The sequence below is a fragment of the Streptomyces sp. NPDC001744 genome (genome assembly GCF_042892575.1).
In the GTDB taxonomy this organism is placed as follows: domain Bacteria; phylum Actinomycetota; class Actinomycetes; order Streptomycetales; family Streptomycetaceae; genus Streptomyces.
Genome location: NZ_JBIAUG010000004.1, coordinates 39,021 through 63,857, shown reverse-complemented (window position 1 = coordinate 63,857; position 24,837 = coordinate 39,021). Strand labels below are relative to the sequence as shown.

Annotated in this window: 21 protein-coding genes and 4 tRNA genes; 15 read left to right on the top strand and 10 right to left on the bottom strand. The window is 71.9% G+C overall.

The window, feature by feature from the left end; genetic code table 11:
- Positions 1–325: 325 nt before the first annotated feature.
- From purS to ACFYZY_RS06430, 5 genes are all read left to right on the top strand, one after another.
- Positions 326–571, top strand: a complete 246-nt coding sequence (purS, locus tag ACFYZY_RS06450; protein ID WP_015035032.1) for a phosphoribosylformylglycinamidine synthase subunit PurS — start codon at positions 326–328, stop codon at positions 569–571.
- Positions 568–1,248, top strand: coding sequence for a phosphoribosylformylglycinamidine synthase subunit PurQ (gene purQ, locus ACFYZY_RS06445; RefSeq protein ID WP_388690071.1), 681 nt, complete (start codon positions 568–570; stop codon positions 1,246–1,248). The genes purS and purQ overlap by 4 nt, the downstream gene beginning before the upstream one ends.
- Positions 1,248–3,497, top strand: coding sequence for a phosphoribosylformylglycinamidine synthase subunit PurL (purL, locus tag ACFYZY_RS06440; protein ID WP_388690069.1), 2,250 nt, complete (start codon positions 1,248–1,250; stop codon positions 3,495–3,497). Before purQ ends, purL begins: the two co-directional genes overlap by 1 nt.
- 80 nt (positions 3,498–3,577) lie before the next feature.
- Positions 3,578–4,366, top strand: a complete 789-nt coding sequence (locus ACFYZY_RS06435) for a sterol carrier family protein (RefSeq protein WP_388690067.1) — start codon at positions 3,578–3,580, stop codon at positions 4,364–4,366.
- A gap of 135 nt (positions 4,367–4,501) precedes the next feature.
- Positions 4,502–5,341 carry an META domain-containing protein gene (locus ACFYZY_RS06430; protein ID WP_388690065.1) on the top strand — a complete coding sequence of 280 codons (840 nt, stop codon included), beginning with the start codon at positions 4,502–4,504 and terminating at the stop codon, positions 5,339–5,341.
- Between the two features lie 23 nt (positions 5,342–5,364).
- On the opposite strand, the gene ACFYZY_RS06425 is transcribed toward ACFYZY_RS06430, so the two are convergent.
- Positions 5,365–6,759 carry a sulfatase-like hydrolase/transferase gene (locus ACFYZY_RS06425; RefSeq protein WP_388690064.1) on the bottom strand — a complete coding sequence of 465 codons (1,395 nt, stop codon included), beginning with the start codon at positions 6,757–6,759 and terminating at the stop codon, positions 5,365–5,367.
- Positions 6,760–6,893: 134 nt separating this feature from the next.
- Entirely contained in the window at positions 6,894–6,986 is a 93-nt protein-coding gene (locus ACFYZY_RS06420) for a putative leader peptide (RefSeq protein WP_350811053.1), read from the bottom strand.
- Positions 6,987–7,380: 394 nt separating this feature from the next.
- On the opposite strand from ACFYZY_RS06420, the gene purF reads away from it, so the two are divergent.
- Both purF and purM read left to right on the top strand, forming a co-directional pair.
- Positions 7,381–8,907 (top strand): amidophosphoribosyltransferase, encoded by a 1,527-nt coding sequence (gene purF, locus ACFYZY_RS06415; protein WP_388690062.1) that lies wholly within the window; start codon positions 7,381–7,383, stop codon positions 8,905–8,907.
- 45 nt (positions 8,908–8,952) lie between these two features.
- The gene (gene purM, locus ACFYZY_RS06410) at positions 8,953–10,032 is read left to right on the top strand and encodes a phosphoribosylformylglycinamidine cyclo-ligase (RefSeq protein WP_388690061.1); all 1,080 of its coding nucleotides are present in this window, start codon (positions 8,953–8,955) and stop codon (positions 10,030–10,032) included.
- Between the two features lie 149 nt (positions 10,033–10,181).
- On the opposite strand, the gene ACFYZY_RS06405 is transcribed toward purM, so the two are convergent.
- Together ACFYZY_RS06405 and ACFYZY_RS06400 are read right to left on the bottom strand one after the other, a co-directional pair.
- Positions 10,182–10,436, bottom strand: a complete 255-nt coding sequence (locus ACFYZY_RS06405; RefSeq protein ID WP_388690059.1) for a DUF3073 domain-containing protein — start codon at positions 10,434–10,436, stop codon at positions 10,182–10,184.
- A gap of 300 nt (positions 10,437–10,736) precedes the next feature.
- Positions 10,737–11,837: a Leu/Phe/Val dehydrogenase gene (locus ACFYZY_RS06400; protein ID WP_388690057.1), complete on the bottom strand. Its 1,101-nt coding sequence runs from the start codon at positions 11,835–11,837 to the stop codon at positions 10,737–10,739.
- Between the two features lie 156 nt (positions 11,838–11,993).
- On the opposite strand from ACFYZY_RS06400, the gene ACFYZY_RS06395 reads away from it, so the two are divergent.
- Entirely contained in the window at positions 11,994–12,854 is an 861-nt protein-coding gene (locus ACFYZY_RS06395; RefSeq protein WP_388690055.1) for a hypothetical protein, read from the top strand.
- Positions 12,855–13,588: 734 nt separating this feature from the next.
- Entirely contained in the window at positions 13,589–13,795 is a 207-nt protein-coding gene (gene bldC / locus ACFYZY_RS06390; protein ID WP_003949541.1) for a developmental transcriptional regulator BldC, read from the top strand.
- A gap of 328 nt (positions 13,796–14,123) precedes the next feature.
- On the opposite strand, the gene ACFYZY_RS06385 is transcribed toward bldC, so the two are convergent.
- From ACFYZY_RS06385 to hrpA, 3 genes are all read right to left on the bottom strand, one after another.
- Positions 14,124–14,423 carry a DUF6274 family protein gene (locus tag ACFYZY_RS06385; RefSeq protein WP_388690053.1) on the bottom strand — a complete coding sequence of 100 codons (300 nt, stop codon included), beginning with the start codon at positions 14,421–14,423 and terminating at the stop codon, positions 14,124–14,126.
- 126 nt (positions 14,424–14,549) lie between these two features.
- Positions 14,550–14,623 (bottom strand) — tRNA-Asp (locus ACFYZY_RS06380).
- Positions 14,624–14,766: 143 nt separating this feature from the next.
- The gene (gene hrpA / locus ACFYZY_RS06375) at positions 14,767–18,762 is read right to left on the bottom strand and encodes an ATP-dependent RNA helicase HrpA (RefSeq protein WP_388690052.1); all 3,996 of its coding nucleotides are present in this window, start codon (positions 18,760–18,762) and stop codon (positions 14,767–14,769) included.
- A gap of 172 nt (positions 18,763–18,934) precedes the next feature.
- Here hrpA and ACFYZY_RS06370 point away from each other — a divergent pair, with 172 nt between their 5' ends.
- From ACFYZY_RS06370 to ACFYZY_RS06360, 3 genes are read left to right on the top strand one after another with little or no spacing between them, the layout of a single operon-like run.
- The gene (locus tag ACFYZY_RS06370) at positions 18,935–19,318 is read left to right on the top strand and encodes a hypothetical protein (protein ID WP_388690050.1); all 384 of its coding nucleotides are present in this window, start codon (positions 18,935–18,937) and stop codon (positions 19,316–19,318) included.
- A 57-nt stretch (positions 19,319–19,375) separates the two neighbouring features.
- Positions 19,376–20,143, top strand: a complete 768-nt coding sequence (locus ACFYZY_RS06365; RefSeq protein WP_388690048.1) for a DsbA family protein — start codon at positions 19,376–19,378, stop codon at positions 20,141–20,143.
- On the top strand, positions 20,140–20,982 hold the full coding sequence (locus ACFYZY_RS06360) for a cytochrome c biogenesis CcdA family protein (protein WP_388690047.1): 843 nt from the start codon (positions 20,140–20,142) through the stop codon (positions 20,980–20,982). Before ACFYZY_RS06365 ends, ACFYZY_RS06360 begins: the two co-directional genes overlap by 4 nt.
- Before the next feature lie 110 nt (positions 20,983–21,092).
- Here ACFYZY_RS06360 and ACFYZY_RS06355 read toward each other — a convergent pair.
- The 3 genes from ACFYZY_RS06355 to ACFYZY_RS06345 form a co-directional block, all read right to left on the bottom strand.
- Positions 21,093–21,166 (bottom strand) — tRNA-Phe (locus ACFYZY_RS06355).
- A gap of 22 nt (positions 21,167–21,188) precedes the next feature.
- Positions 21,189–21,262, bottom strand: a tRNA-Asp gene (locus ACFYZY_RS06350).
- 40 nt (positions 21,263–21,302) lie between these two features.
- Positions 21,303–21,375 (bottom strand) — tRNA-Glu (locus tag ACFYZY_RS06345).
- Between the two features lie 104 nt (positions 21,376–21,479).
- Between ACFYZY_RS06345 and ACFYZY_RS06340 the strand changes: the two genes are divergently transcribed.
- The 3 genes from ACFYZY_RS06340 to ACFYZY_RS06330 all read left to right on the top strand — a co-directional run.
- Positions 21,480–21,830 carry a metallopeptidase family protein gene (locus ACFYZY_RS06340; RefSeq protein WP_388690045.1) on the top strand — a complete coding sequence of 117 codons (351 nt, stop codon included), beginning with the start codon at positions 21,480–21,482 and terminating at the stop codon, positions 21,828–21,830.
- A 182-nt stretch (positions 21,831–22,012) separates the two neighbouring features.
- Positions 22,013–22,702, top strand: coding sequence for a hypothetical protein (locus ACFYZY_RS06335; RefSeq protein ID WP_388690044.1), 690 nt, complete (start codon positions 22,013–22,015; stop codon positions 22,700–22,702).
- A gap of 200 nt (positions 22,703–22,902) precedes the next feature.
- Positions 22,903–24,837 (top strand): DEAD/DEAH box helicase (locus ACFYZY_RS06330; protein ID WP_388690042.1); only part of this gene is annotated, 1,935 nt, incomplete at its 3' end.

The following is a 24,837-nucleotide window of genomic DNA, read 5'->3' as shown; positions in this document are numbered from 1 at the left end:
CGGGGTCGGGGGGCGCTTTTGGCGCTCCTGACGTGCGGCGATGCCGACCGTTCGGCTGTGCCGGGACAATGCTGCTTTCCTCTGGAAACCTTTGTACAGGTGCAGGTGTCGCAGGGGGAAGCCCCGCCAATTGTTTCAGCGTGTCCCGGCGCAATGAGGTCCGCAATATTTAACGTGAATTTTGCTGGGGGACCTCTGGCGACGAGGGGGCGAAGAGGTGTTGCGGCCCGGTCATTTGTAGGAACCTTCAGATCTCTACCCGCGTAGAATTTGGAGGCAGGTACGCTGAGGGAACCGCCCACGCAACACACCACCGGGAGTGCCAGTGGCACGCGTCGTAGTCGACGTCATGCTCAAGCCGGAGATCCTCGACCCCCAGGGGCAGGCGGTGCAGCGTGCACTGCCCCGCCTGGGATTCGCCGGAATCGCCGACGTCCGTCAGGGGAAGCGCTTCGAGCTGGAGGTGGAGGGGCCGGTCGACGACGCCGCCCTCGCCCGCATCCACGAGATGGCCGAAACCTTCCTTGCCAACACCGTGATCGAAGACTTCGTCGTGAAGGTGGAGTCGTGACCGCACGCATCGGCGTCGTCACGTTCCCCGGAACGCTCGACGACCAGGACGCGCTGCGCGCCGCCCGCCTCGCGGGGGCCGAGCCCGTCCCGCTCTGGCACCGCGACAAGGACCTCAAGCAGGTCGACGCCGTGGTCCTGGCCGGCGGTTTCTCCTACGGCGACTACCTGCGCGCGGGCGCCATCTCCCGCTTCTCGCCGGTGATGGGGACGATCATCGAGCAGGCGAAGGCGGGCATGCCCGTCCTCGGCATCTGCAACGGCTTCCAGATCCTCACCGAGGCCCACCTGCTGCCGGGCGCGATGCTGCGCAACAACCACCTCCACTTCATCTGCCGCGACCAGAAGCTGCGGGTGGAGAACGCGGAGACCGCCTGGACCTCGGACTACGTCCGGGGCCAGGAGATCGAGGTCCCGCTCAAGAACATGGACGGCCGCTACGTCGCCGACGAGCGCGTGCTCGACGAGCTGGAGGCCGAGGGGCGGGTGGCCTTCCGCTACCTCGACGTGAACCCCAACGGCTCGCTGCGCGACATCGCGGGCGTCACCAACGCCGCGGGCAACGTGGTCGGCCTCATGCCGCACCCGGAGCACGCCGTCGAGCCGCTGATCGGCACCGGCAAGACGGACGGTCTCGGTTTCTTCACCTCGATCCTCAAGAAGCTGGTCAACGCGTAATGAGCCTCGACACCGTCAAGCACGCGAGCGGGACGCCGGACAGCGAGCAGCCCTGGAAGGAGCTCGGCCTCAAGGAGGACGAGTACGCGCGCATCCGCGAGATCCTCGGCCGCCGTCCCACCGGCGCCGAGCTCGCCATGTACTCCGTCATGTGGTCGGAGCACTGCTCGTACAAGAGCAGCAAGGTCCACCTGAAGCAGTTCGGCGAGAAGGTCCCCGCCAACGACGCCATGCTCGTCGGCATCGGCGAGAACGCCGGCGTCGTGGACGTCGGCCAGGGGTACGCGGTCACCTTCAAGGTCGAGTCGCACAACCACCCCTCGTACATCGAGCCCTACCAGGGCGCGGCCACCGGCGTCGGCGGCATCGTCCGCGACATCCTCGCCATGGGCGCCCGCCCGGTCGCGGTCGTGGACCCGCTGCGCTTCGGCGCGGCCGACCACCCCGACACCAAGCGCGTGCTGCCCGGTGTCGTCGCCGGCATCGGCGGCTACGGCAACTGCCTCGGCCTGCCCAACATCGGAGGCGAGGTCGTCTTCGACTCCTGCTACCAGGGCAACCCGCTGGTCAACGCCGGCTGCATCGGCGTGATGAAGCACGAGGACATCCACCTCGCCAAGGCGTCGGGCCCCGGCAACAAGGTCATCCTGTACGGCGCCCGCACGGGCGGCGACGGCATCGGCGGCGTCTCGGTCCTCGCGTCCGAGACCTTCGACGACACGAAGCCCACCAAGCGCCCCGCCGTCCAGGTCGGCGACCCCTTCCAGGAGAAGCTCCTCATCGAGTGCACCCTGGAGATCTTCCAGGAGAAGCTGGTCGCGGGCATCCAGGACCTCGGCGGTGCCGGGCTCTCCTGCGCCACGTCCGAGCTGGCCTCCGCCGGTTCCGGCGGCATGCGGATCGACCTCGACAAGGTGCACCTGCGCGACGCGACGCTCTCGCCCGAGGAGATCCTCATGAGCGAGTCGCAGGAGCGCATGTGCGCGATCGTCGAGCCCGAGCACGTCGAGCGCTTCCTGGAGATCTGCGAGAAGTGGGACGTCATCGCCACCGTCATCGGTGAGGTGACCGAGGGCGAGCGCCTGGAGATCTTCTGGCACGGCGAGCAGATCGTGGACGTGCCGCCGCGCTCCGTCGCCCACGAGGGACCGACCTACCACCGGCCGTTCGCGCGCCCGGACTGGCAGGACGCGCTCCAGGCCGACGACGCCGGCAAGCTGCCCCGGCCGCGGAACGGCGAGGAGCTGAAGGACCAGGTCCTCAGGCTCGTCTCCTCCCCGAACCAGGCGTCCAAGGCGTGGATCACGGACCAGTACGACCGGTTCGTGCAGGGCAACACGGTCCTGGCGCAGCCCGAGGACGCGGGCATGGTCCGGATCGACGCGGAGTCGAACCTGGGCGTGGCCATGGCGACCGACGGCAACGGCCGGTACGCCAAGCTCGACCCGTACACGGGTGCGCAGCTCGCGCTCGCGGAGGCGTACCGCAACGTCGCCGCCACGGGCGCCAAGCCGCTCGCCATCTCGGACTGCCTGAACTTCGGTTCGCCCGAGGACCCGGCCGTGATGTGGCAGTTCGCCGAGGCCACCCGCGGTCTCGCGGACGGCTGCCTCCAGCTCGGCACCCCGGTGACCGGCGGCAACGTGTCGCTGTACAACCAGACCGGTGACGTGGCGATCCACCCGACGCCCGTCGTGGCCGTCCTCGGCGTGATCGACGACGTCAACCGCCGCACCCCGATCGCCTTCGCGGAAGAGGGCCAGCTCCTCTACCTGCTCGGCGACACCAAGGAGGAGTTCGGCGGCTCGGCGTGGTCCGAGGTGATCCACCAGCACCTCGGCGGCCTGCCGCCGGCCGTGGACCTCGACCGGGAGAAGCTGCTCGGCGAGATCCTGATCTCGGCCTCCCGCGACGGCATGATCGACGCGGCGCACGACCTCTCCGACGGCGGCCTCGTGCAGGCCGTCGTCGAGTCCTGCCTGCGCGGCGGCAGGGGCGCCCGCCTGGTCGTCCCCGAGGGCCTGGACGCCTTCACCTTCCTCTTCAGCGAGTCGGCGGGCCGCGCGGTCGTCGCCGTCCCGCGCAGCGAGGAGCTCCGCTTCACCGACATGTGCGGCGCGCGGGGCCTGCCGGCGACCCGGATCGGTGTCGTGGACGGCGACGCGGTGGACGTGCAGGGCGAGTTCGTCCTCTCCCTGGAGGAGCTGCGCACGGCCCACGAGGCGACGATCCCGGGCCTGCTGGCCTGACCCGTCGCGGCGGCAGCGGTACGCGGGGCCCCCGTCCGGACCTTCGGTTCCGGGCGGGGGCCTTCCCGTACCCTCGCTCCATGCCACCGGCCAAGAAGCGCACCCGCAGCCACGACCCCGTGAAGACCCGGGCGGCCGTCCTCGCCCAGTTCGGGCACGTACGGGACGCCGTCGAGGCGTTCACGACCGCGCAGCTCGACGGGCCGACCCGGCTCGGGGAGTGGACCGTGCGGGACCTGGCGGCGCACGTCGCGTGGATGGTCGACTCCGTGCCCCGGCTGCTCGCCGACCCCGCGCCGGCCGCGCGGGAACTGGCTCTGCTCGACTGGCCGTCCAGAACCGCGGAGGCCGCCGGGCGGATCGACGCGCACACGCGCGGACTCGACGCCGCGGACCTGCCCGCCCTCTACGCGCGCGTGCGGGACGACTACGAGGCGGCGGTGGCGGGCGCGGGCGGCGAGCGGCTCCTGCCGCTGAGCCTCGGCGCCATGACCCTCGGGGACTTCCTCGTCACCCGGGCCGTCGAACTCGTCGTCCACACCGACGACCTGAACGACGCGACGGGCGCCGCCATCCCGTACGACCGGCAGGCCCTGGCCGCCTGCACCCGCCTCCTCGCGGACGTGCTCGCGGCGCGGGTGCCGGGCGGCGCGGTCGAGGTCCGGGTTCCCCCGTACGCGGTCGTCCAGTGCGTGGAGGGCCCCCGGCACACCCGGGGCACCCCGCCGAACGTGGTCGAGACGGACCCCCTGACCTGGATCAGGCTGGCCACCGGGCGCACGGGGTGGGCGGCGGAGCGGGACGCGGCCCGGGTGAGCGCGAGCGGCGAACGCGCCGACCTGGCGGGCCTGCTGCCCCTGATGGGGTGACCCGTACGGGAGAGCCGGCCGACCCTGAGAGGGCCACCCGTACGGGAGGGTCCCCGCCCCTGCCGGGGTGACCCGTACGGGTGGCACTCGGGGAAGGGAGGGGAACCGTCTCGTCCGCTCCCCCGTCCCATCCCCATGTCGAAGCCACGCGCACTCGTCGTCCTGGTCCCGCTCCTCCCGGCCCTCCTGCTCACCGCCTGCGGTACGGAGGGAGGTCGCGGCTCCGGGCCCGGGGCGGGCACCGTCTCCCCGGACCTCCCGCTCACCGGCACGCACTGGACCGTCGACAGGGTCACCGTCGGCGGAAGCGCGTCCGGCGCTCCGGACGGCGCCCGCGTCACGTTCGGGAAGGACGGCCGCGTCACGGGCAGCGGCGGCTGCAACACCTTCAACGCGACCGTCACGGTGCGGGGCGACACCCTCACCGCCTCCCCGGGCCCGATGACCGAGATGGCCTGTTCCGCCGACCGGATGCGGTTCGAGGAGGAACTGGTCAAGGTCTTCTCGGGGCGGCTCAAGGGCGTGATGGGGAACGACACGCTCACCCTGACCTCGCCCGACGGACGGAACGCCCTCGCGCTCACCGCCGAGCGCCCCGCCCCCCTGCGCGGCACCACCTGGAAGATCGACGGGCTCGTCTCCGGGAAGACCGCGACCTCGCTGCCCGCCGGCAGCGCGGGCAAGGCGCGGTTCGTCGTGGGCGAGGACGGCCGGGTCACCGGCAACCTGGGCTGCAACAACTTCTCCGCGTCCGCCAGGAACGACGCCACGACCCTCACGATCGAGGGCCCGGCCGCCACCACGCGCATGATGTGCGCGAGTCCGCAGATGACGCTGGAGACGAAGCTGTACGAACTCCTCGACGGCCCGCTCTCGTACCGGATCGACCACCGCGCCCTGACCCTCACCGACGCCTCGGGCGAGGGCTTCACCGCGGTCGCGGTCGAGGCCGCGGCCTCGACCGACGGTCGGTAGGCGGGCCGCCGGGCCAGGGCAGGTCAGTAGGGCAGGAGCCCCGCGTCGATCCGCTCCCACGCCTTCCGCAGCGAGGCGGTGAGCCCGGGCTCGGCGGCCGCCCGGTCCGCCTGCTCGCGGGCGTCCCCGGCGAGGTGGAAGAGCTGGTCGCGGCCGGTCTTCCCCCGGTAGTACTTCCAGTCGCCCCGGCGCAGGGCCCGCTCCCCCCGCACCCGCCAGAACAGGTCCCGTTCGGGGACCTCGTCGCCGTGCAGCAGGTACCGGGCGAGGCTCGTGCCGTCGAGCGGGTGGGCCGGGTCGGGCCGGGCGCCGGCCAGTTCGAGGAGGGTGGCGGTCCAGTCGGGGGTGAAGACGGGGAGGCGGCTGACCTGGCCGCCGTCGATCCGGGCCGGCCAGCGCAGGATCGACGGGACGCGGATGCCGCCCTCCTGGAGGGAGCCCTTGTTGCCGGTGAGCGGCCAGTTGTACGAGAAGCGTTCGCCGCCGTTGTCGCTGGCGAAGAAGACGAGGGTGTCGCGCTCCCGGCCGGAACGGCGCAGCGCCTCCAGGACCTTGCCGACGGACCGGTCGAGGTCCTCGACCATCTGTCCGTACTTCTCGACCGAGCCGCCGTCCTGGTGCCACAGGGCACGGCCGTCGCCAGCCTTGATGCGGCGGACGATCCCGTCGCTCGTCTCCTTGTCGCCGTCGGCGACCCACGGCCAGTGCGGGGTGGTGAAGTTCAGGTTGAGGAGCCAGGGCCGGTCGTGGTCGCGGCCGACGTACTCGCTCGCCCGTTCGGTGAGGATCCGGGTGTAGTAGCGCAGGTCCTTGTACTCGGCGTCGCCCTCGTAGAGGTCGTACTCACCGCCGAGGCCGAGCTTCGAGTAGTACTCCAGGGCCCCGCCGAAGTTCCCGAAGAACTCGTCCCAGCCGGAGCGGGTGGGGGAGTGGTCGGGGAGGTAACCGCAGTGCCACTTGCCGATGAGGGCGGTGGCGTACCCGGAGTCGCGGAGCAGCGAGGCGAGCGTGGGGTGGGTGGGTTCGAGGCCGACGGAGCGGTCGGCGATGGGTTCGGCCAGGCCGCCCTTCGTACGGCCCGGATAGCGGCCGGTGTAGAGGCTGAAGCGGGTCGGGGAGCAGGTCGCGGAGCCGGAGTAGGCGTCCGTGAAGCGGACGCCCTGGCGGGCGAGCCGGTCGAGGTGCGGGGTGCGGATGTGCGGGGAGCCGTACGAGGAGAGGTCGGCCCAGCCGAGGTCGTCGCCGAGGATGAAGAGGATGTTGGGGCGCGGGGAGTGGCGGCGGGGGCGCGCGGCGCGGAAGTCGCGTTCCTCGGGCGCGGCGGCCCGGGCCGGGGCGGCGGTGGCGCCGAGGGCGGCGGCGGCCGCGGCTCCGGCGGCGGCACCGCCGAGGGCACGGCGGGACAGGGGCGTGGACATGGGGGTCTCCAGACGGGCGTGCGGGTACGTCTCCGGGCCCGGTGGCGGCGCCGGGCGGGCGGAGGAAAAGACGGGGGAAAGGGGGAAAGGGGGAAAGACGGAGGAGAGAAGGGGGAAGGAGACCGGGAAGCCGGTCAGGCGCGGCGACAGCCGGCGCTCGTGACACGGACGAGGTCCACGTGCCGGCGCTGGACGAGGGTGACCGACCGGTCACGCGGGGGCTGCATGGGCTGGAGCTTCGTCCGGCGTCCGCGTACCTGTCAACGGCCGTCTCGCCCCCCGGGACCGGGTGTGGCGGCGCTGTTGCGGCAGTGTTGCGAGCCCTCAGGAGGACCTCAGGGGGACCTCAGGGGGACCTTAGGAGGTCCCCGGGAGAACCCCGGAACGCCCCCGGAATCCCCCTGGAACGCTCCGGGACTGCGAACTCCGTCACATCACGGGGAACTTCGCGGGCCGGTACGGGCGTCCGCCCGCCGGAACCCGGGGACCGGGATCCCTTACCCCGCCTGGCTTGTAGGCCCCTCCAAGCCGGAGATGATCAATTCATGCGATCCCACAAGGAGGGAGCCGCGGGATTTCGCCAATTCGGACCAGTGGTCGAGCCCGTCTACACTCGGAAACGTGCCACGTGGTGACGGTCGACTCAATCACGATCTGCTTCCCGGCGAGAAGGGCCCCCAGGACGCTTGCGGCGTCTTCGGGGTCTGGGCTCCGGGTGAAGAGGTCGCAAAGCTCACGTACTTCGGGCTCTACGCCCTCCAGCATCGGGGCCAGGAATCCGCGGGAATCGCGGTCAGCAACGGCTCCCAGATCCTCGTCTTCAAGGACATGGGCCTCGTGTCCCAGGTCTTCGACGAGACCTCTCTCGGTTCCCTCCAGGGTCACATCGCGGTCGGTCACGCCCGCTACTCGACCACCGGTGCCTCCGTGTGGGAGAACGCGCAGCCGACGTTCCGGGCGACCGCCCGGGGCTCGATCGCGCTCGGCCACAACGGCAACCTGGTGAACACGGCGCAGCTCGCCGAGATGGTCGCGGACCTGCCCAAGAGGGAAGGCCGCGCGACCCAGGTCGCCGCGACCAACGACACCGACCTGGTCACCGCGCTCCTCGCGGGCCAGGTGGACGAGGACGGCGAGCCGCTCACGATCGAGCAGGCCGCCGCGAAGGTCCTCCCCGACGTCCGGGGCGCCTTCTCCCTCGTCTTCATGGACGAGCACACGCTCTACGCGGCCCGCGACCCGCAGGGCATCCGCCCGCTGGTCCTCGGCCGCCTGGAGCGCGGCTGGGTGGTCGCCTCGGAGTCCGCCGCCCTCGACATCTGCGGCGCCAGCTACGTCCGCGAGGTCGAGCCGGGCGAGATGATCGCGATCGACGAGAACGGCATCCGCACCTCACGATTCGCGGAAGCGAAGCCCAAGGGCTGCGTCTTCGAGTACGTGTACCTGGCCCGCCCGGACACCGACATCGCCGGCCGGAACGTGTACCTCTCCCGCGTGGAGATGGGCCGCCGCCTCGCGAAGGAGGCGCCCGTCGAGGCCGACCTGGTGATAGCGACGCCCGAGTCCGGCACCCCGGCCGCCATCGGCTACGCCGAGGCGTCCGGCATCCCCTTCGGCGCCGGCCTGGTGAAGAACGCCTACGTCGGGCGCACCTTCATCCAGCCCTCCCAGACCATCCGCCAGCTGGGCATCCGGCTGAAGCTGAACCCCCTCAAGGAAGTCATCAAGGGGAAGAAGCTCGTGGTCGTGGACGACTCGATCGTCCGCGGCAACACCCAGCGCGCCCTGGTCCGGATGCTCCGCGAGGCCGGTGCCGCCGAGGTCCACATCCGGATCTCCTCCCCGCCGGTCAAGTGGCCCTGCTTCTTCGGCATCGACTTCGCGACCCGCGCCGAGCTGATCGCCAACGGCATGTCGGTCGACGAGATCGGCAAGTCGCTGGGCGCGGACTCGCTCTCGTACATCTCCCTGGAGGGGATGATCGAGGCGACCACGATCCAGAAGCCGAACCTCTGCCGCGCCTGCTTCGACGGCGAGTACCCGATGGAGCTGCCGGACCCCGAGCTGCTCGGCAAGCAGCTCCTGGAGACCGAGCTGGCGGCCGGACCGGCGGCCACCGCGGCCTCCGACGCGCTCCGTCGCCCGTAAGACCCCGCTGCGCACCCGCAGTAACGACACGAAAGTTCTCAACCCATGTCTGAGACCCCCAGTGCCGAAGGCGGCGCCAGCTACGCGTCCGCGGGCGTGGACATCGAGGCGGGCGACCGCGCCGTCGAGCTGATGAAGGAGTGGGTGAAGAAGACGCGGCGCCCCGAGGTCCTGGGCGGCCTCGGCGGGTTCGCCGGCCTCTTCGACGCCTCCGCCCTCAAGCGCTACGAGCGTCCCCTGCTGGCCTCCGCGACCGACGGCGTCGGCACCAAGGTCGACGTCGCCCGCCAGATGGGCGTGTACGACACGATCGGCCACGACCTGGTCGCGATGGTCATGGACGACATCGTCGTCTGCGGCGCCGAACCGCTCTTCATGACCGACTACATCTGCGTGGGCAAGGTCCACCCGGAGCGGGTCGCCGCCATCGTCAAGGGCATCGCCGAGGGCTGCGTCCTGGCCGGCTGCGCCCTGGTCGGCGGCGAGACCGCGGAGCACCCAGGCCTCCTCGGCCCGGACGACTTCGACGTGGCCGGCGCGGGCACGGGCGTCGTGGAACACGACCGCCTGCTCGGCCCCGACCGCATCCGTACGGGTGACGCGGTCATCGCCATGGCCTCCTCCGGTCTTCACTCCAACGGGTACTCGCTCGTGCGGCACGTGGTTTTCGACCGCGCGGGCATGACCCTGGACCAGCGGGTCGAGGAGCTGGGCCGGACGCTCGGCGAGGAACTGCTCGAACCGACGAAGATCTACTCGCTCGACTGCCTGGCCCTCACCCGCACCACGGACGTCCACGCCTTCAGCCACATCACGGGCGGCGGCCTCGCCGCCAACCTGGCCCGGGTGATCCCGGACGGCCTGCACGCCACCGTCGACCGGTCGACCTGGACCCCGGGCGCGATCTTCGACCTGGTCGGCACGGCCGGGCGGGTGGAGCGCCTGGAGCTGGAGAAGACCCTCAACATGGGCGTCGGCATGATGGCCGTCGTACCGGCCGACTCGGTGGGCGTCGCGCTGACGACGCTGGCGGACCGGGGCGTGGAGTCCTGGGTCGCGGGCGAGATCACCGAGCGCGGCGACCGCGCCACCGGCGCCGAGCTGGTCGGGGACTACGCGCGCTGAGACCGGGAGGCGTCATCGATCGGGGGTGCCCTCAGGGGTGCCCCCGATCCGCCTCTCCGGGCGGCGGGAGCGGCGGCGCTCCGGGCGCACGCGGACAGCACGGAAACCCGGCCGGGACGTACCGGGCCGGGTTTCGGTGATGCAGAAGGTCAAGCGCGACGCGGGGACGAAGAAGGACCGGACCGGTCGTCCTCGTCCTCGTCGTCCGTGTTGTAGAGATCCGCGTACTGGGCGTACGGGTCGTCTTCCTCGTCGTCGTCCTCGAACGGCTCGCCATTCGGCGGCTGGCTCGAAGTCGAAGCGCCCAGCTCATTGGCCAGACGCGTCAGGTCCGTCCCGCCGCTGCTGTACTTCAGCTGGCGGGCGACCTTGGTCTGCTTGGCCTTTGCCCGGCCGCGCCCCATGGCTCGACCCCCTCGGTGACGGGGCTCGATGGCCCCAGAGTCTTGACACGCGTTCATGGTTCGGAACGGGCTCTCGACGGAGAGACCGGCCCGTAGGGCTTCAACGGTACCTGTTTCCGCGGGCCTACGGTACGCCGTGCGCATCACATACCCCGGTACAGAACCTTCGAGGAGCCCTTTCCTCGCTGGTCAGTCGCGATTTTAACCTCTTCCGGGGGGCCGACCCGCCGAGGGGGGTGAGGGAAGTCTCCCCCGGACCCCCCGGCGGCGGGCCGGGACCGGACGCGGCCGGGGCACGGTTCAGCCGCGCCGCGCCTCCGCCATCCGCTGCTCCGCGATCCGGTCGGCCGCCGCGGCCGGCGGAATCCCGTCCTCCTTCGCACGCGCGAAGATCGAGAGCGTGGTGTCGAAGATCTTCGCCGCCTTCGCCCTGCACCGCTCGAAGTCGAAGCCGTGCAGCTCGTCCGCGACCTGGATCACGCCGCCGGCGTTGACCACGTAGTCGGGCGCGTAGAGGATGCCGCGCTCCTCCAGGTCCTTCTCGACGCCGAGGTGGGCGAGCTGGTTGTTGGCCGCGCCGCAGACGATCTTCGCGCTGAGGACCGGCACGGTGTCGTCGTTCAGGGCGCCGCCGAGCGCGCAGGGCGCGTAGACGTCCAGGCCCTCGACGCGGATCAGCGCGTCGGTGTCGGCGACCGCCTTCACCTCCGGGTGCCGGTCGGTGATCCGGCGCACCGACTCCTCGCGCACGTCGGTGACGTACACCTCGGCGCCGTCCTCCAGGAGGTGCCCGACGAGGTGGTGGCCGACCTTGCCGACGCCCGCGACGCCGATCCGGCGGCCGCGCAGGGTGGGGTCGCCCCACAGGAACTGCGCGGAGGCGCGCATGCCCTGGAAGACGCCGAAGGCGGTGAGGACGGAGGAGTCGCCGGCGCCGCCGTTCTCGGGGGAGCGACCGGTGGTCCACTCGTTCTCGCGGGCGACGACGTCCATGTCGGCGACGTAGGTGCCGACGTCGCAGGCCGTGACGTACCGGCCGCCGAGTGAGGCGACGAAACGCCCGTAGGCGAGGAGGAGTTCCTCCGTCTTGATCTGCTCCGGGTCGCCGATGATGACGGCCTTGCCGCCCCCGTGGTCGAGACCGGCCAGGGCGTTCTTGTACGACATGCCGCGTGCCAGGTTGAGCGCGTCGGCGACCGCCTCCGCCTCGGTGGCGTACGGGTGGAAGCGGGTGCCGCCGAGGGCGGGGCCCAGGGCGGTGGAGTGGAGGGCGATGACGGCCTTCAGGCCGGTGGCACGGTCCTGGCAGAGCACGACCTGCTCATGGCCGCCCCGCTCCGAACGGAACAGGGTCTGCAGCACGTCGGCGGGGTCGACAGGAACGCCGGTCACATCGGTCACGGTGGTGACTCCCGGGTAGGAAGCGGCGGTTGTGGCCCTCCCTGTGGGTGGGGGAGGGACCGGTTCGGCACGAGGGTAAGCGCTACCAGGGCGTAGATCAGCCGTAGTGCGCGGGATCACCCCCTCGGGGGGTACCGGCGTGGAAGGATTCGCGGCATGTCGGTCCCCTCCCCGGTCCCCGTTCCCTACGCGTCCTATCTGCGGGTGTACGAACCGCTGGCCGCGTTCCCCGAGCCGGAGCGGACCCACTGGTCCCGGTACGCGCGGCGGCCCCGCACCCCGGGGGCGCAGGAGGAGCTGCGCCGGTCGCTCGCGGACCTGCTGCCGGTGCCCCCGGTGCCCGTCCCGGTGCACGAGAGCGGGGAGGCGTTCGTCGCGCACCTGGACGGGGCGGTGGTGATCTGCCCGTGGCGGACCCGGCTGCGCGGCTGGCTGGCCCTGGAGGAGCTGGAGGCGGAGGGGTACCCGGAGCCGGTGCTCGACGCGATGCTCCCGCCGGTGGTGCGCGCGCAGGTGGCGGCGGACCACGAGCGGTGGCGGGCGCGGAACCCGGACGCGCGGCCCTGGATCCGGACGGCGGTCTGGCAGGTGCCGTTGCGCTGGTTCGCGCTCTTCGGGGACGAGGACCGGCGGTACGAGCCGGGGGAGCCGGCGGACGGGGGGCCGGGCCGGGCGCCGGTGCTGCGGTACCGGACGACGATGGCGCAGGCGCGGCGCCGGCTCGCGCGGGCGCTCCGGACGCTGCGGGAGTCGATCGACGAAGGCCCCATGACGGAGGGTCTGGTCGAGGTGGGGCGCTGGCTGGAGGAGTTCCACCCGAGGTCCCTGGTGGAGCTGGACTTCGGGGGCCTCGTGCACGCGGCCACGGCCGAGTGGCTGGCGGAGGAGCGGTCGGCGGCCCAGCTGGCCGAGGGGATCGCCGCGCTGCGGGCGGGGGACGGCGAGGCGGCGGGCGAGGTGTACGGGCGGCTCGCCGAGCGCTGGCGGGCGGTCGGGGACCTGCGGTTCGCGAACTGACCGGGAGGGGACGGGCTCCGGGGCGGCACGGGCGGCACGGGCGGCCCGGGCGGCACGGGCGGCGATCCGGGGGCGGTGCGGGCGGGCGGCCCGGACTCCGGTCCGTCCCGGGGTCGTGGTCAGGGGCGCGCGGAGCGCGAAGCGACATCAGTCGGGCATCTTCGTCAGGTCGGTATCGACAAGACATGTCCGACCGGGGTAAATGATCTTCGAGGTCTCCGGAGCCGACGGCTCCGGGTCCCTCCGCGTCCGCTTCCTCCGGCCCGGGTCCTCCGGCTCCCGTCCGGTGGGGACGTTGGTCCCGATCCGGGCCTTTGGCTCAAGCGTGACGGACAGCACGTAACGCACCCTTGCGCCGATCCCCCATCCTCGTGCCAAAATAGGACAAGGAGTCCGGGGAGGGTTCCTTCCGCCCAAGTATGGGCGGAACGCTCAGCATTGCACTCTATGGGGGGTCCGAGGACTCCTGATCGCGCCTGTGACTGATCGTCACAGGCGCGTGACTGTCCGTTATGGCATGGTCCATCGACTTCCGCCACTGATGAACACCTGCGAGGGCAATTCCATCGGTTTGGCCGACGTGGCTGGACGGATGGTGTAGTTGTAGTGCCGAGGACAAGCCGTTCGTCCTATAACCGACTCGGCCCGCTTCTGCCATTTCGGGCAACGCGGGTCAAGGTGCAGAATTTAGAGGAAAGAACCGAGATGGTTCGGTTCTCCCGAGGAGGCCGCTCATGACCGCTCGCACCCCTGATGCCGAGCCGCTGCTGACCCCTGCCGAGGTTGCCACGATGTTCCGTGTGGACCCGAAGACGGTGACCCGTTGGGCCAAGGCGGGCAAGCTCACGTCCATCCGCACCCTGGGTGGACACCGTCGGTACCGCGAGGCCGAGGTCCGCGCGCTGCTGGCGGGCATTCCGCAGCAGCGCAGCGAGGCCTGAGGTCGCGTGACACCCCGCAGTACCCCGTAGTACCGGGCCCGTCCGGACCCCCCAATCCGGTCGCCCACCCCTAGCTCTGCCGGCGCGCGCCTGCCCCAACAGGCCCTCGTCGTACGATCGCGCTGGACTCCGCCGGGTCCAGCGCGATTTTTTGTGTCCGGCGCCGCGCTCGGTTCCGACGTGCAATTGCACATATTAAATCGGACTGGTGTAGGGAGGGTGTAAGTGAAGCGGTTTCTGAAACGCTTTCAGTGACACCCGTCACAGGGGTGAACACTTGCCAACGGACGGCCGGCTCCCTCCCGCCCGGCGCCCAACGCCCCTTCGGTCACGGGCCGGTGGGCTTCCCGGGCGCCGAGGTCTCCCCGGGTTCCCCGGCCTCTCCGAGTTCTTCGGGCTCTTCGGGCTCTCCGGGCTCCCCCGGCTCCCCCCGCTCCGCGGCCCCCGCAGTGCCTGAAGGTTCCTCGGGTGTCGCGGGCTCCCCGGGGTCGGCGGCCTCCATGGCGAGCCTCAGGAGGCGGTGGCAGACCGTGCAGCGCCGCGTGAGGTGCCCGTACCGCGACGCGGCCGCCAGATGGGCGCGCAGGAGCGCTCGTGTGTCGTGTCGTGCTGCGGACGCCGCGGCCATGCGCGACCACCTCCGGTCGGGTCCCCCGATTCCCTGGAAGACCGGAGTACCGGCGGGCGCGGGGCCCCGTCAAGACACCGGGACACAACGAAGGCCCGCATCTCACGATGCGGGCCTTCGGTACGGCGATCCTGACGGGACTTGAACCCGCGACCTCCACCTTGACAGGGTGGCGAGCTAACCAACTGCTCCACAGGACCTTGGTCGCAACCTCTGTAAAGCGGCTGCGAAGAAGACTGTACAGCAGGTCAGCGGGTGCGGTCGAACTCACCCACGGCGAGGGCCCGGCTACGGACCCGCGAGGGCCCGCGCGGCCCTCGCGGACCCGACCGCGCGGGCCCCGCTACGGCACCGCCGCGTCGATCGCCTTCACGATCCGCTTGTCCGACACCGGGTACGCCGTCCCCAGGGCGTGCGCGAAGTAGCTCACCCGCAGCTCCTCGATCATCCAGCGGATGTCGGTGACCGAGGACGGCACCGGCCGGCCCTTCGGGAGCTGTTCGAGCAGCCAGGCGTACTCGTCCTGCATCTCCCGGACCTTCTCCATCCGGGTGGTGTCCCGCTGGACCCCGGTCGGCATCTGCTGGAGCCGCCGGTCCACCGCCACCAGGTAGCGCATCAGGTCCGGGAGCCGCTTCAGGCCGGTGCGGGTGACGAAGCCGGCCGGCACCAGCCGGTCCAGCTGCTCCCGCACGTCCCGGAGGTTCGGCAGCAGGGCCGGGCTGGTCGTGGCCTTCAGGCGCCGCTCGCAGGCGTGCCAGGCCGCCAGGATCTGCTGGACCTGGCCCACCGTCCGCACCGTCGTGTCCACGAGGTCCGCGCGGACCCCGTCGTACAGCTTCCGGAAGGACGCCTCGTCCCACACGGGGCCGCCGTGGTCCGCGATCAGCTTGTCGGCGGCGGCGGTCGCGCAGTCCTCGAAGAGGGCCTGGATCGAGCCGTGCGGGTTCGAGGACAGGGCCAGCTTCTGCTGGTTGGTCAGCTTGTCCGAGGCGAACTTCGCCGGGTTCACCGGGATGTTCAGCATGATCAGCTTCCGGGTGCCCCGCCACATCGCGAGCGCCTGCTCGGCCTCCGAGTCGAAGAGCCGCACGGCCACCGAGTCGCCCTCGTCGACCAGCGCCGGGAACGCCTTCACCGGCTGGCCGGCCCGCTTGGTCTCGAAGACCTTCGTCAGCGTCCCGATCGTCCAGTCCTTGAGGCCCGTGCGCTCCAGGGAGGGCCCGGAGCCGTCCGGGCCGCCCGTCGCCGCCGCGGCGGCCTGGGAGAGCGCCTGACGGGCCTTGGGGCGCAGCTTCAGGCGCAGCGCCTCCAGGTCCTTGTCCTCGGCCAGCTTCCGGCGCCGCTCGTCCACGATCCGGAAGGTCACCTTGAGGTGCTCGGGCACCTTCGCCCAGTCGAAGTCCTCGGCCGTGACCGGGACGCCGACCATCCGGTGGAGCTCCCGGGCGAGCGCGCCCGTCAGCGGCTCCTGAACGGGGACCACGGAGTCGAGGAAGCGGGTCGCGAAGTTCGGCGCCGGGACGCAGTGGCGGCGGATCGGTTTCGGCAGGGAGCGGATCAGCTCCGTGACGACCTCCGTCCGCAGTCCCGGGATCTGCCACTCGAAGCCCTCGTCCGTCACCTGGTTGAGCACCTGGAGCGGGATGTGGACGGTCACGCCGTCCGCGTCCGCACCCGGCTCGAACTGGTACGTCACCCGGAACTTGAGCGCGCCCTGCCGCCACGAGTCCGGGTAGTCGTCCTTGGTGACGGCCCCCGCCTTCTCGTTGATGAGCATCTCGCGCTCGAAGTCGAGGAACTCCGCCGCAGCGCCTCCTTCGCGGAGCTTGTGCTTCCACCAGGAGTCGAAGTGGGCGCCGGAGACGACGTGTTCGGGGACGCGCTTGTCGTAGAAGTCGAAGAGCGTCTCGTCGTCCACCAGGATGTCCCGGCGGCGGGCGCGGTGCTCCAGCTCCTCGACCTCCGTGAGGAGCTTGCGGTTGTCCGCGAAGAACTTGTGGTGGGTGCGCCAGTCGCCCTCGACCAGCGCGTTCCTGATGAACAGCTCCCGGGAGACCTCCGGGTCGATCCGCCCGTAGTTCACCTTGCGGTCGGCGACGATCGGGACGCCGTACAGCGTCACCTTCTCGAACGCCATGACGGCCGCCTGGTCCTTCTCCCAGTGCGGCTCGCTGTACGTCTTCTTCACCAGGTGCTGGGCGAGCGGCTCGATCCACTCGGGCTCGATCCGGGCGTTGACCCGGGCCCACAGCCGCGAGGTCTCCACCAGCTCGGCGGACATGACGAAGCGCGGGGGCTTCTTGAAGAGCGCCGAGCCGGGGAAGATCGCGAACTTGGCGTTCCGCGCGCCCAGGTACTCGCCGCGGCCGCCCTCCCGGCGCCCGCCCTCCTTCGCCCCGTCCTTGGACTCCTTCACGTCCTTCAGGCCGATGTGCGAGAGGAGGCCGGCGAGCAGGGAGACGTGCACGGCCTGCTCGGGCACGGCGGTGTCCGCCGAGGGCTCCTCGACGTGGATGCCCATCTGCTTGGCGACCGTCCGCAGCTGGGAGTAGATGTCCTGCCACTCGCGGATGCGGAGGAAGTTCAGGTACTCCTGCTTGCACATCCGGCGGAACGAGGACGAGCCGCGCTCCTTCTGCTGCTCGCGGACGTACCGCCACAGGTTCAGGAAGGCGAGGAAGTCGCTGGTCTCGTCCTTGAACCGGGCGTGCTGCTGGTCGGCCTGCGCCTGCTTCTCCGAGGGTCGTTCGCGCGGGTCCTGGATGGAGAGCGCCGCCGCGATGACCATGACCTCGCGGGCGCAGCCGTTCCGGTCGGCCTCCAGGACCATGCGGGCGAGCCTCGGGTCCACGGGCAGCTGGGAGAGCTTGCGGCCCTGTTCCGTCAGCCGCTTCCTCGGGTCCTTCTCGGCCGGGTCGATCGCGCCCAGCTCGTGGAGGAGCTGCACGCCGTCCCGGATGTTGCGGTGGTCCGGCGGGTCGATGAAGGGGAACTTCTCGATGTCGCCCAGGCCGGCGGCGGTCATCTGGAGGATGACGGAGGCCAGGTTCGTGCGGAGGATCTCGGCGTCCGTGAACTCGGGCCGCGAGAGGAAGTCGTCCTCCGAGTACAGCCGGACGCAGATGCCGTCGGACGTACGGCCGCAGCGGCCCTTGCGCTGGTTGGCGCTGGCCTGGCTGATGGGCTCGATCGGCAGCCGCTGCACCTTGGTGCGGTGCGAGTAGCGGGAGATGCGGGCGGTGCCCGGGTCGATGACGTACTTGATGCCGGGGACGGTCAGGGAGGTCTCGGCGACGTTCGTCGCGAGGACGATCCGGCGCCCGGAGTGCGCCTGGAACACCCGGTGCTGTTCGGCGTGCGAGAGGCGCGCGTAGAGGGGGAGCACCTCGGTGTTCCGCAGGTTCCGCTTCAGCAGCGCGTCCGCCGTGTCGCGGATCTCGCGCTCGCCGGAGAGGAAGACCAGGATGTCGCCGGGCCCCTCGGCCTGGAGCTCGTCGACGGCGTCGCAGATCGCGGTGATCTGGTCGCGGTCGGAGTCCTCGGAGTCCTCTTCGAGGAGGGGGCGGTAGCGGACCTCGACGGGGTACGTGCGCCCGCTGACCTCCACGATCGGGGCGTCCCCGAAGTGCCGGGAGAAGCGCTCGGGGTCGATGGTCGCGGAGGTGATCACGACCTTGAGGTCGGGGCGCCTGGGGAGCAGCTGGGCCAGGTAGCCGAGCAGGAAGTCGATGTTGAGGGACCGCTCGTGGGCCTCGTCGATGATGATCGTGTCGTAGGCGCGCAGCTCGCGGTCCGTCTGGATCTCCGCGAGCAGGATGCCGTCGGTCATCAGCTTCACGAAGGTCGCCTCGGGGTTCACCTGGTCGGTGAAGCGCACCTTCCAGCCGACGGCCTCGCCCAGTGGGGTCCTCAGCTCCTCGGCGACCCGCTCGGCGACCGTGCGGGCGGCGATCCGGCGGGGCTGGGTGTGCCCGATCATGCCCCGGACGCCCCGGCCCAGCTCCAGGCAGATCTTGGGGATCTGGGTGGTCTTCCCGGAGCCCGTCTCACCGGCGACGATCACGACCTGGTGGTCGCGTATCGCCTCCAGGATCTCGTCCTTCTTCTGCGAGACGGGGAGCTGTTCGGGGTACGTGACGGCCGGCACGCGGGCGGCGCGCGCGTCGACGCGCTCCTTGGCCTTGGCCGCCTCGGCGGCGATCTCGTCCAGGACGGCCGCGCGGGCCTCGGGCTTGCGGATGCGGCGGGCGCCTTCGAGACGGCGGCCGAGCCGGTGGGAGTCCCGCAGCGAGACCCCGGCCAGGACGGACTGGAGGGCGGCGAAGGAAGTAGACATACGGGATCCAGGATCGCACCTGCGGCCGAGAAGCGGCGAACCGATTTACGAGGGGCACGTCCCGGAGGCCCGGCGGGGACCGGCCGGGGAGGGACCGGGACGCGCGGTGCCGGGGCCGGCCGGGCGGAGTGCGTACTATTTCGGGCACGTCGACCGGACCGGAGAGTTCTGCATGTTCCGCACCACCCGCGCGCCGGCGGCGTTCGCCGCGCTCCTGGGGCTGGTGCTGGGACTGCTCGCGTGCGGGGCGTTCGCGCGGACGGAGCCCGCCGGGGCCCCGCACGCCGAGGACGCCGTCACCGTCGCCGTCGTCTCCGCCCCGGGCGCCCCCGTGCCCGGCTGCGATCCGGGCCGTTCCGCCGGGGGGACGGACGAGCCCCTCGTGCCGCCGCGCGCGCACGGCTTCGCGGAGCTGCTGCCCGCCCTCGCCGCCGACCGCGTGCCGTGCGGCGTCCGGCCCGTGGACGCGGCGGCAGGCGCCCGGCCGATGCCGGGGCGGGAACCCCCCACGCGCGTACCGCCGTCGCCCGTGGAGCTGTCGGTCCTGAGGGTGTAGACGGACGGCCGTCCTCCGCCGTCCCGTCCTTCCCCTTCTCCTCGGGAGCGCTTCCGCATGTCCACCTCTTCCTCCTCCTCCAGGTCCCGGCCCGTCGCGATCGTCGCCGGAGTGGCGACCGCCGCCGTGCTGCTCGGCGTCGTCTCCTACACCGCCACCAAGCCCGCGGCCCCCGGCGCCTCCGGTGCGGCCGCCGTCGCGGAGGTCTCCGCCGACCCGTCCGCCGGCGTGTACGCGCGACTGGAGGCGTACGCCCGCCGCGACGCCTCCGACAAGCTCGCCCTGGGCCGGGCCGACGCGCCCGTGGTGCTCGTCGAGTACGCCGACTTCAAGTGCGGCTACTGCGGGAAGTTCGCCCGGGACACCGAACCGGCCCTGGTGGAGAAGTACGTCGGGAACGGCACCCTGCGCATCGAGTGGCGGAACTTCCCGATCTTCGGCGAGGAGTCGGAGGCCGTCGCCCGCGCCTCCTGGGCGGCCGGACAGCAGGGCCGTTTCTGGGAGTTCCACAAGGCCGCCTACGCGGAGGGCGCCAAGGAGAAGGGCTTCGGCGGGGACCGGCTCGCCGCCCTCGCGAAGGAGGCGGGCGTCCCCGACGCGGCCCGGTTCGCGCGCGACAGCGCGGGGGAGGCGGCCCGCGCGGCCGTGCGGAAGGACCAGGAGGAGGGGTACGCGCTCGGCGCCACCTCCACCCCGTCCTTCCTGGTCAACGGCCGTCCGATCGCGGGCGCGCAGTCGCTGGGGACCTTCACGGAGGCGATCGAGGCCGCGGCGAGGGCGAAGGGCGCGGAGAAGTCCGCAGGGCCCTCCGGGAGCGGACGGTGACCTCCGGGATCGGGTACTTCGCCGCCTTCCTCGGCGGGCTGCTCGCCCTGCTCAGCCCCTGCAGCGCGCTGCTGCTGCCCGCCTTCTTCGCGTACTCGATCGACACGCGCGCGAAGCTGGTCGCCAGGACCGGCGTCCTCTACGCGGGCCTGGCGACCACCCTCGTCCCGCTCGGGGCGGCCGGTTCGCTGGCGGGCCGGTTCTTCTACGGCCACCGGGACCTGCTCGTCACGGCCGGGGGCCTGCTGATCGTCGGGCTCGGCGTCCTCCAGATCCTCGGGCTGGGCTTCGCCCCCCGCCGGATCGCGGAGGCGAGCGGCCGCATCCGGCCCGTGTCGGCGTTCTCCGTGTACGCCCTGGGCCTGGTCTACGGCCTCGCGGGCTTCTGCGCGGGTCCGATCCTCGGCAGCGTCCTGACGGTGGCGGCCCTGGGCGGCAGCCCGGCGTACGGGGGGCTGCTCCTCGCGGTGTACGCGCTGGGGATGGCGGTGCCGCTGTTCGTCCTGGCGCTGCTCTGGGAGCGGTACGACCTGGGCCGGCGGCGGCTGCTGCGCGGGCGGGCGTTCCGGGCGGGCCCGCTGACGCTCCACTCGACCTCCGTGCTCTCGGGCCTCTTCTTCGTGGTCCTGGGCACGCTCTTCCTGGTCTTCGACGGGACGACCGCGCTGCCGGGCCCGCTGTCGGTGGACGACTCGTTCGCGGTGGAGCAGCGGGTGGCCTCGCTGGGCCGGGCGGTCCCGGACTGGGCGCTGCTCGTCGCGGTGGTGGCCGTGGTGGCACTGGTACTCGCGCTGCGGGCGAGGCGGGGGAGCCGTTCGGGGGAACGCGAGGAGGTCTGACGGTACGGGGAGGGGGCGCCGCCTCCTCCCCGTACGGACGTCTCCGGCCCTGGCGCTCCGGTTCCGGGAACGACGAAGGCCCCGTTCTTTCGAACGGGGCCTTCTGCTTGTGGCTGGGGCCGGGGTCGAACCGGCGACCTATCGCTTTTCAGGCGATCGCTCGTACCAACTGAGCTACCCAGCCACGAAGCCGTCTCCGGCTTCAGCGACTCTGACGGGACTTGAACCCGCGACCTCCACCTTGACAGGGTGGCGAGCTAACCAACTGCTCCACAGAGCCAAGCTTGTGTGCGATCACTAGTCTCGCACACGGTCATGCGTGCCCCCAACGGGATTCGAACCCGTGCTACCGCCTTGAAAGGGCGACGTCCTGGGCCACTAGACGATGAGGGCTAGAGGCTCACCTGCGCACTTCTCAGTGCGTCGGGGACGTGAGAAGCATATGGGATGTCGACCGCTATCGCCAAAACGGTTTCCCGGCGGGGGAGAATGGGCGCGTGCTGGAGATGACGCGCGAGGAGTTCGAGGAGCTTGTCGCCGAGGCCCTGGACCGCATTCCGCCCGAGCTGACGCGGCTGATGGACAACGTCGCCGTGTTCGTGGAGGACGAGCCCCCCTCCGACGACCCCGAGCTGCTCGGGCTGTACGAGGGGACGCCGCTGACCGAGCGGGGCGAGTGGTACGCCGGCGTCCTTCCGGACCGGATCACGGTCTACCGGGGCCCGACGCTGCGCATGTGCGCGTCGCGCGAGGACGTGGTCGCGGAGACCGAGATCACGGTGGTGCACGAGATCGCCCACCACTTCGGCATCGACGACGAGCGGCTGCACGCGTTGGGGTACGCCTGACGGGCGCGGGCGTGGCCTGAGCCGGGCCCGGGGCGGCGGGCGCGGTCGGGGGATGCGGGGTGCGGTCGGGCGGGGCGCGGGGCCGTGTCCCGTGCGCGGCGGCCCGTGTCCCCCGTGGTGTCCGGGGAGTTGGGCAGGGCGACGCGTTCCGTTCCTGCCCGCTGTGTCCTGGAGGTGCCCCCGTGCGCCATTTGCCCACCCCGGTGAGATGGGCCGCCGCCGCGCTGGCCGCCGCCGCCTGTGCCGGTCTGAGCGGCTGCATGAGCGTGAGCGACGAGGGGACGGAGCCGGGCCCCGGTGCGTCCGGGGGGAAGCGGGGCGTGGCGGCCGAGACCGACGGCGGCGGCACCGGGCTGCCGGGCGGGGGCGGCGGGCACCGCAACGGCCGGCCGGATGCGGGCGGACCGGAGCCGGCCGGCGCGGGCAGGTCGGCCCCGGTGCCGAGCGGCCCGTCCGCGTCCGGCACGGCGTCCCCCGCGCCGAGCGCGCCGTCGCCCGGCGCCGTCCCGTCCGGCGGTGCGGCGGTGTCGCGGCCGGCCGGGGGCGGCCACACGGCCGGCGGGCCGGGCGGCAGCGGCGGGAGCGGGGGCGGGACCGGCGGCGGCGCGGGCGGCGCCGTGACCGGCGGGGGAGGCGGGACCGGAGGAGCGGGCGACGGCGGGGGCACGCCGGCCCCGGAGCCGACCGCGCCGCCCGTCGAGCCCACGCAGGAGCCGCCGCCCCCGACGCCGGAGCCGACGTCCGAACCGACCTCCCGGCCGACCGACCCGCCCAGCCCCGGACCGGACACCCAGATGGGCGCCCTGCGGAGGGCGGAGGGGCTCGGCGTACCCCCGGGAACGATGACGTATCCGCAGGTGGGACCGGTGTGAAGGAGACCGGTTTGCCATAGGTGGGGGAGGGTGCGTATGGTAGTAGATCGCTTGATCCCATTGCCCGGCGCCGACACAGAAGAGCGCCGTGTGGCGCGTACTCTCCCTAGCCGTGGCTGGACCGCATCGAGGCGGTCGTTTTGCGAAAAACACGGAGTTGACGGGCGCGTGCCGAGACTCCGGAAGGTTTCGCATTTCGCATGTCCATTTTCAGTTCTGACCACGCCGTCATGCCCGAGAACGACGAGATCGTCGAGGCCGCAGCGGCCTCCGAGATCGCCGAAGCCGTAGAGGCCGTCGGTACCGACGCGATCGAGGCCGAGGCCGAGGCCCTCCTCGAGGACGGCGCCCCGGACGAGGACTCCGCCGAGGAGCCCGCCGAGCCCACGATCACCTTCGGGGACCTCGGTCTCCCGGAGGGCGTCGTCCGCAAGCTCGCGCAGAACGGCGTGACCTCCCCCTTCCCGATCCAGGCGGCGACCATCCCGGACGCCCTGGCCGGCAAGGACATCCTGGGCCGCGGCCGTACCGGCTCCGGCAAGACCCTCTCCTTCGGTCTGCCGCTGCTCGCCGGTCTGGCCGGCGGCCACACCGAGAAGAAGAAGCCCCGCGGCATCATCCTCACGCCGACCCGTGAGCTCGCGATGCAGGTCGCGGACGCCCTCCAGCCCTACGGCGACGTGCTCGGCCTCAAGATGAAGGTCGTCTGCGGCGGTACGTCCATGGGCAACCAGATCTACGCCCTGGAGCGCGGCGTCGACGTCCTCGTCGCCACCCCGGGCCGTCTGCGCGACATCATCAACCGCGGCGCCTGCTCCCTGGAGCAGGTCAAGATCGCCGTCCTCGACGAGGCCGACCAGATGGCCGACCTGGGCTTCCTGCCCGAGGTCACCGAGCTGCTCGACCAGATCCCCGGCGGCGGCCAGCGCATGCTCTTCTCCGCCACCATGGAGAACGAGATCGGCACCCTGGTCAAGCGCTACCTGACCGACCCCGTCACGCACGAGGTCGACAGCGCGCAGGGCAACGTCACGACCATGACCCACCACGTCCTCGTCGTGAAGCCGAAGGACAAGGCCCCGGTCACGGCCGCGATCGCCGCCCGCAAGGGCCGCACGATCATCTTCGTCCGCACCCAGCTCGGCGCCGACCGCATCGCCGAGCAGCTCTGCGACGCCGGTGTGAAGGCCGACGCGCTGCACGGCGGCATGACCCAGGGCGCCCGCACCCGCGTCCTGGAGGACTTCAAGAAGGGCTACGTCAACGCGCTGGTCGCGACCGACGTCGCCGCCCGCGGCATCCACGTCGACGGCATCGACCTGGTCCTGAACGTGGACCCGGCCGGCGACCACAAGGACTACCTGCACCGCTCGGGCCGCACCGCCCGTGCCGGCCGCTCCGGTGTCGTGGTCTCCCTGGCCCTGCCGCACCAGCGCCGCCAGATCTTCCGGCTGATGGAGGACGCGGGCGTCGACGCCACGCGCCACATCGTCGGCGGGGCCGGCGCGTTCGACCCGGAGGTCGCCGAGATCACCGGCGCCCGTTCGCTGACCGAGGTCCAGGCCGACTCCGCGAACAACTCCGCCAAGCAGGCCGAGCGCGAGGTCGTCGAGCTCACCAAGCAGCTGGAGCGCCTGCAGCGCCGGGCCGTCGAACTCCGCGAGGAGGCCGACCGCCTGGTGGCCCGCGCCGCCCGCGAGCGCGGCGAGGACCCGGAGACGGCCGTGGCCGAGGTGACCGAGGCCGCCGAGGCCGAGGTCGCGGCCGCCGCCGCCGAGGCCGAGCGCGCCGCGCGCGCGGAGGAGCAGCGCCGCGAGGAGCGTCCGTCCTTCCGCGACGAGCGCGGCAACTTCGAGCGCCGTGACCGGGGCGGTTCCCCCCGTGACGACAGGGGCGACCGCGGCGGTTTCCGCGGCGGCGACCGCGGTGGTGACCGTGGCGGCTTCCGTCGTGACAACGACCGTCCGTCCGGCGGTTTCCGTCGTGACGACCGTCCCTCGGGTGGTTTCAACCGTGACGGCGACCGCGGTGGCCGTCCCTTCGAGCGTCGTGACAACGACCGTCCGTCCGGTGGCTTCCGTCGTGACGACCGTCCCTCGGGTGGTTTCAACCGTGACGGCGACCGCGGCGTACGT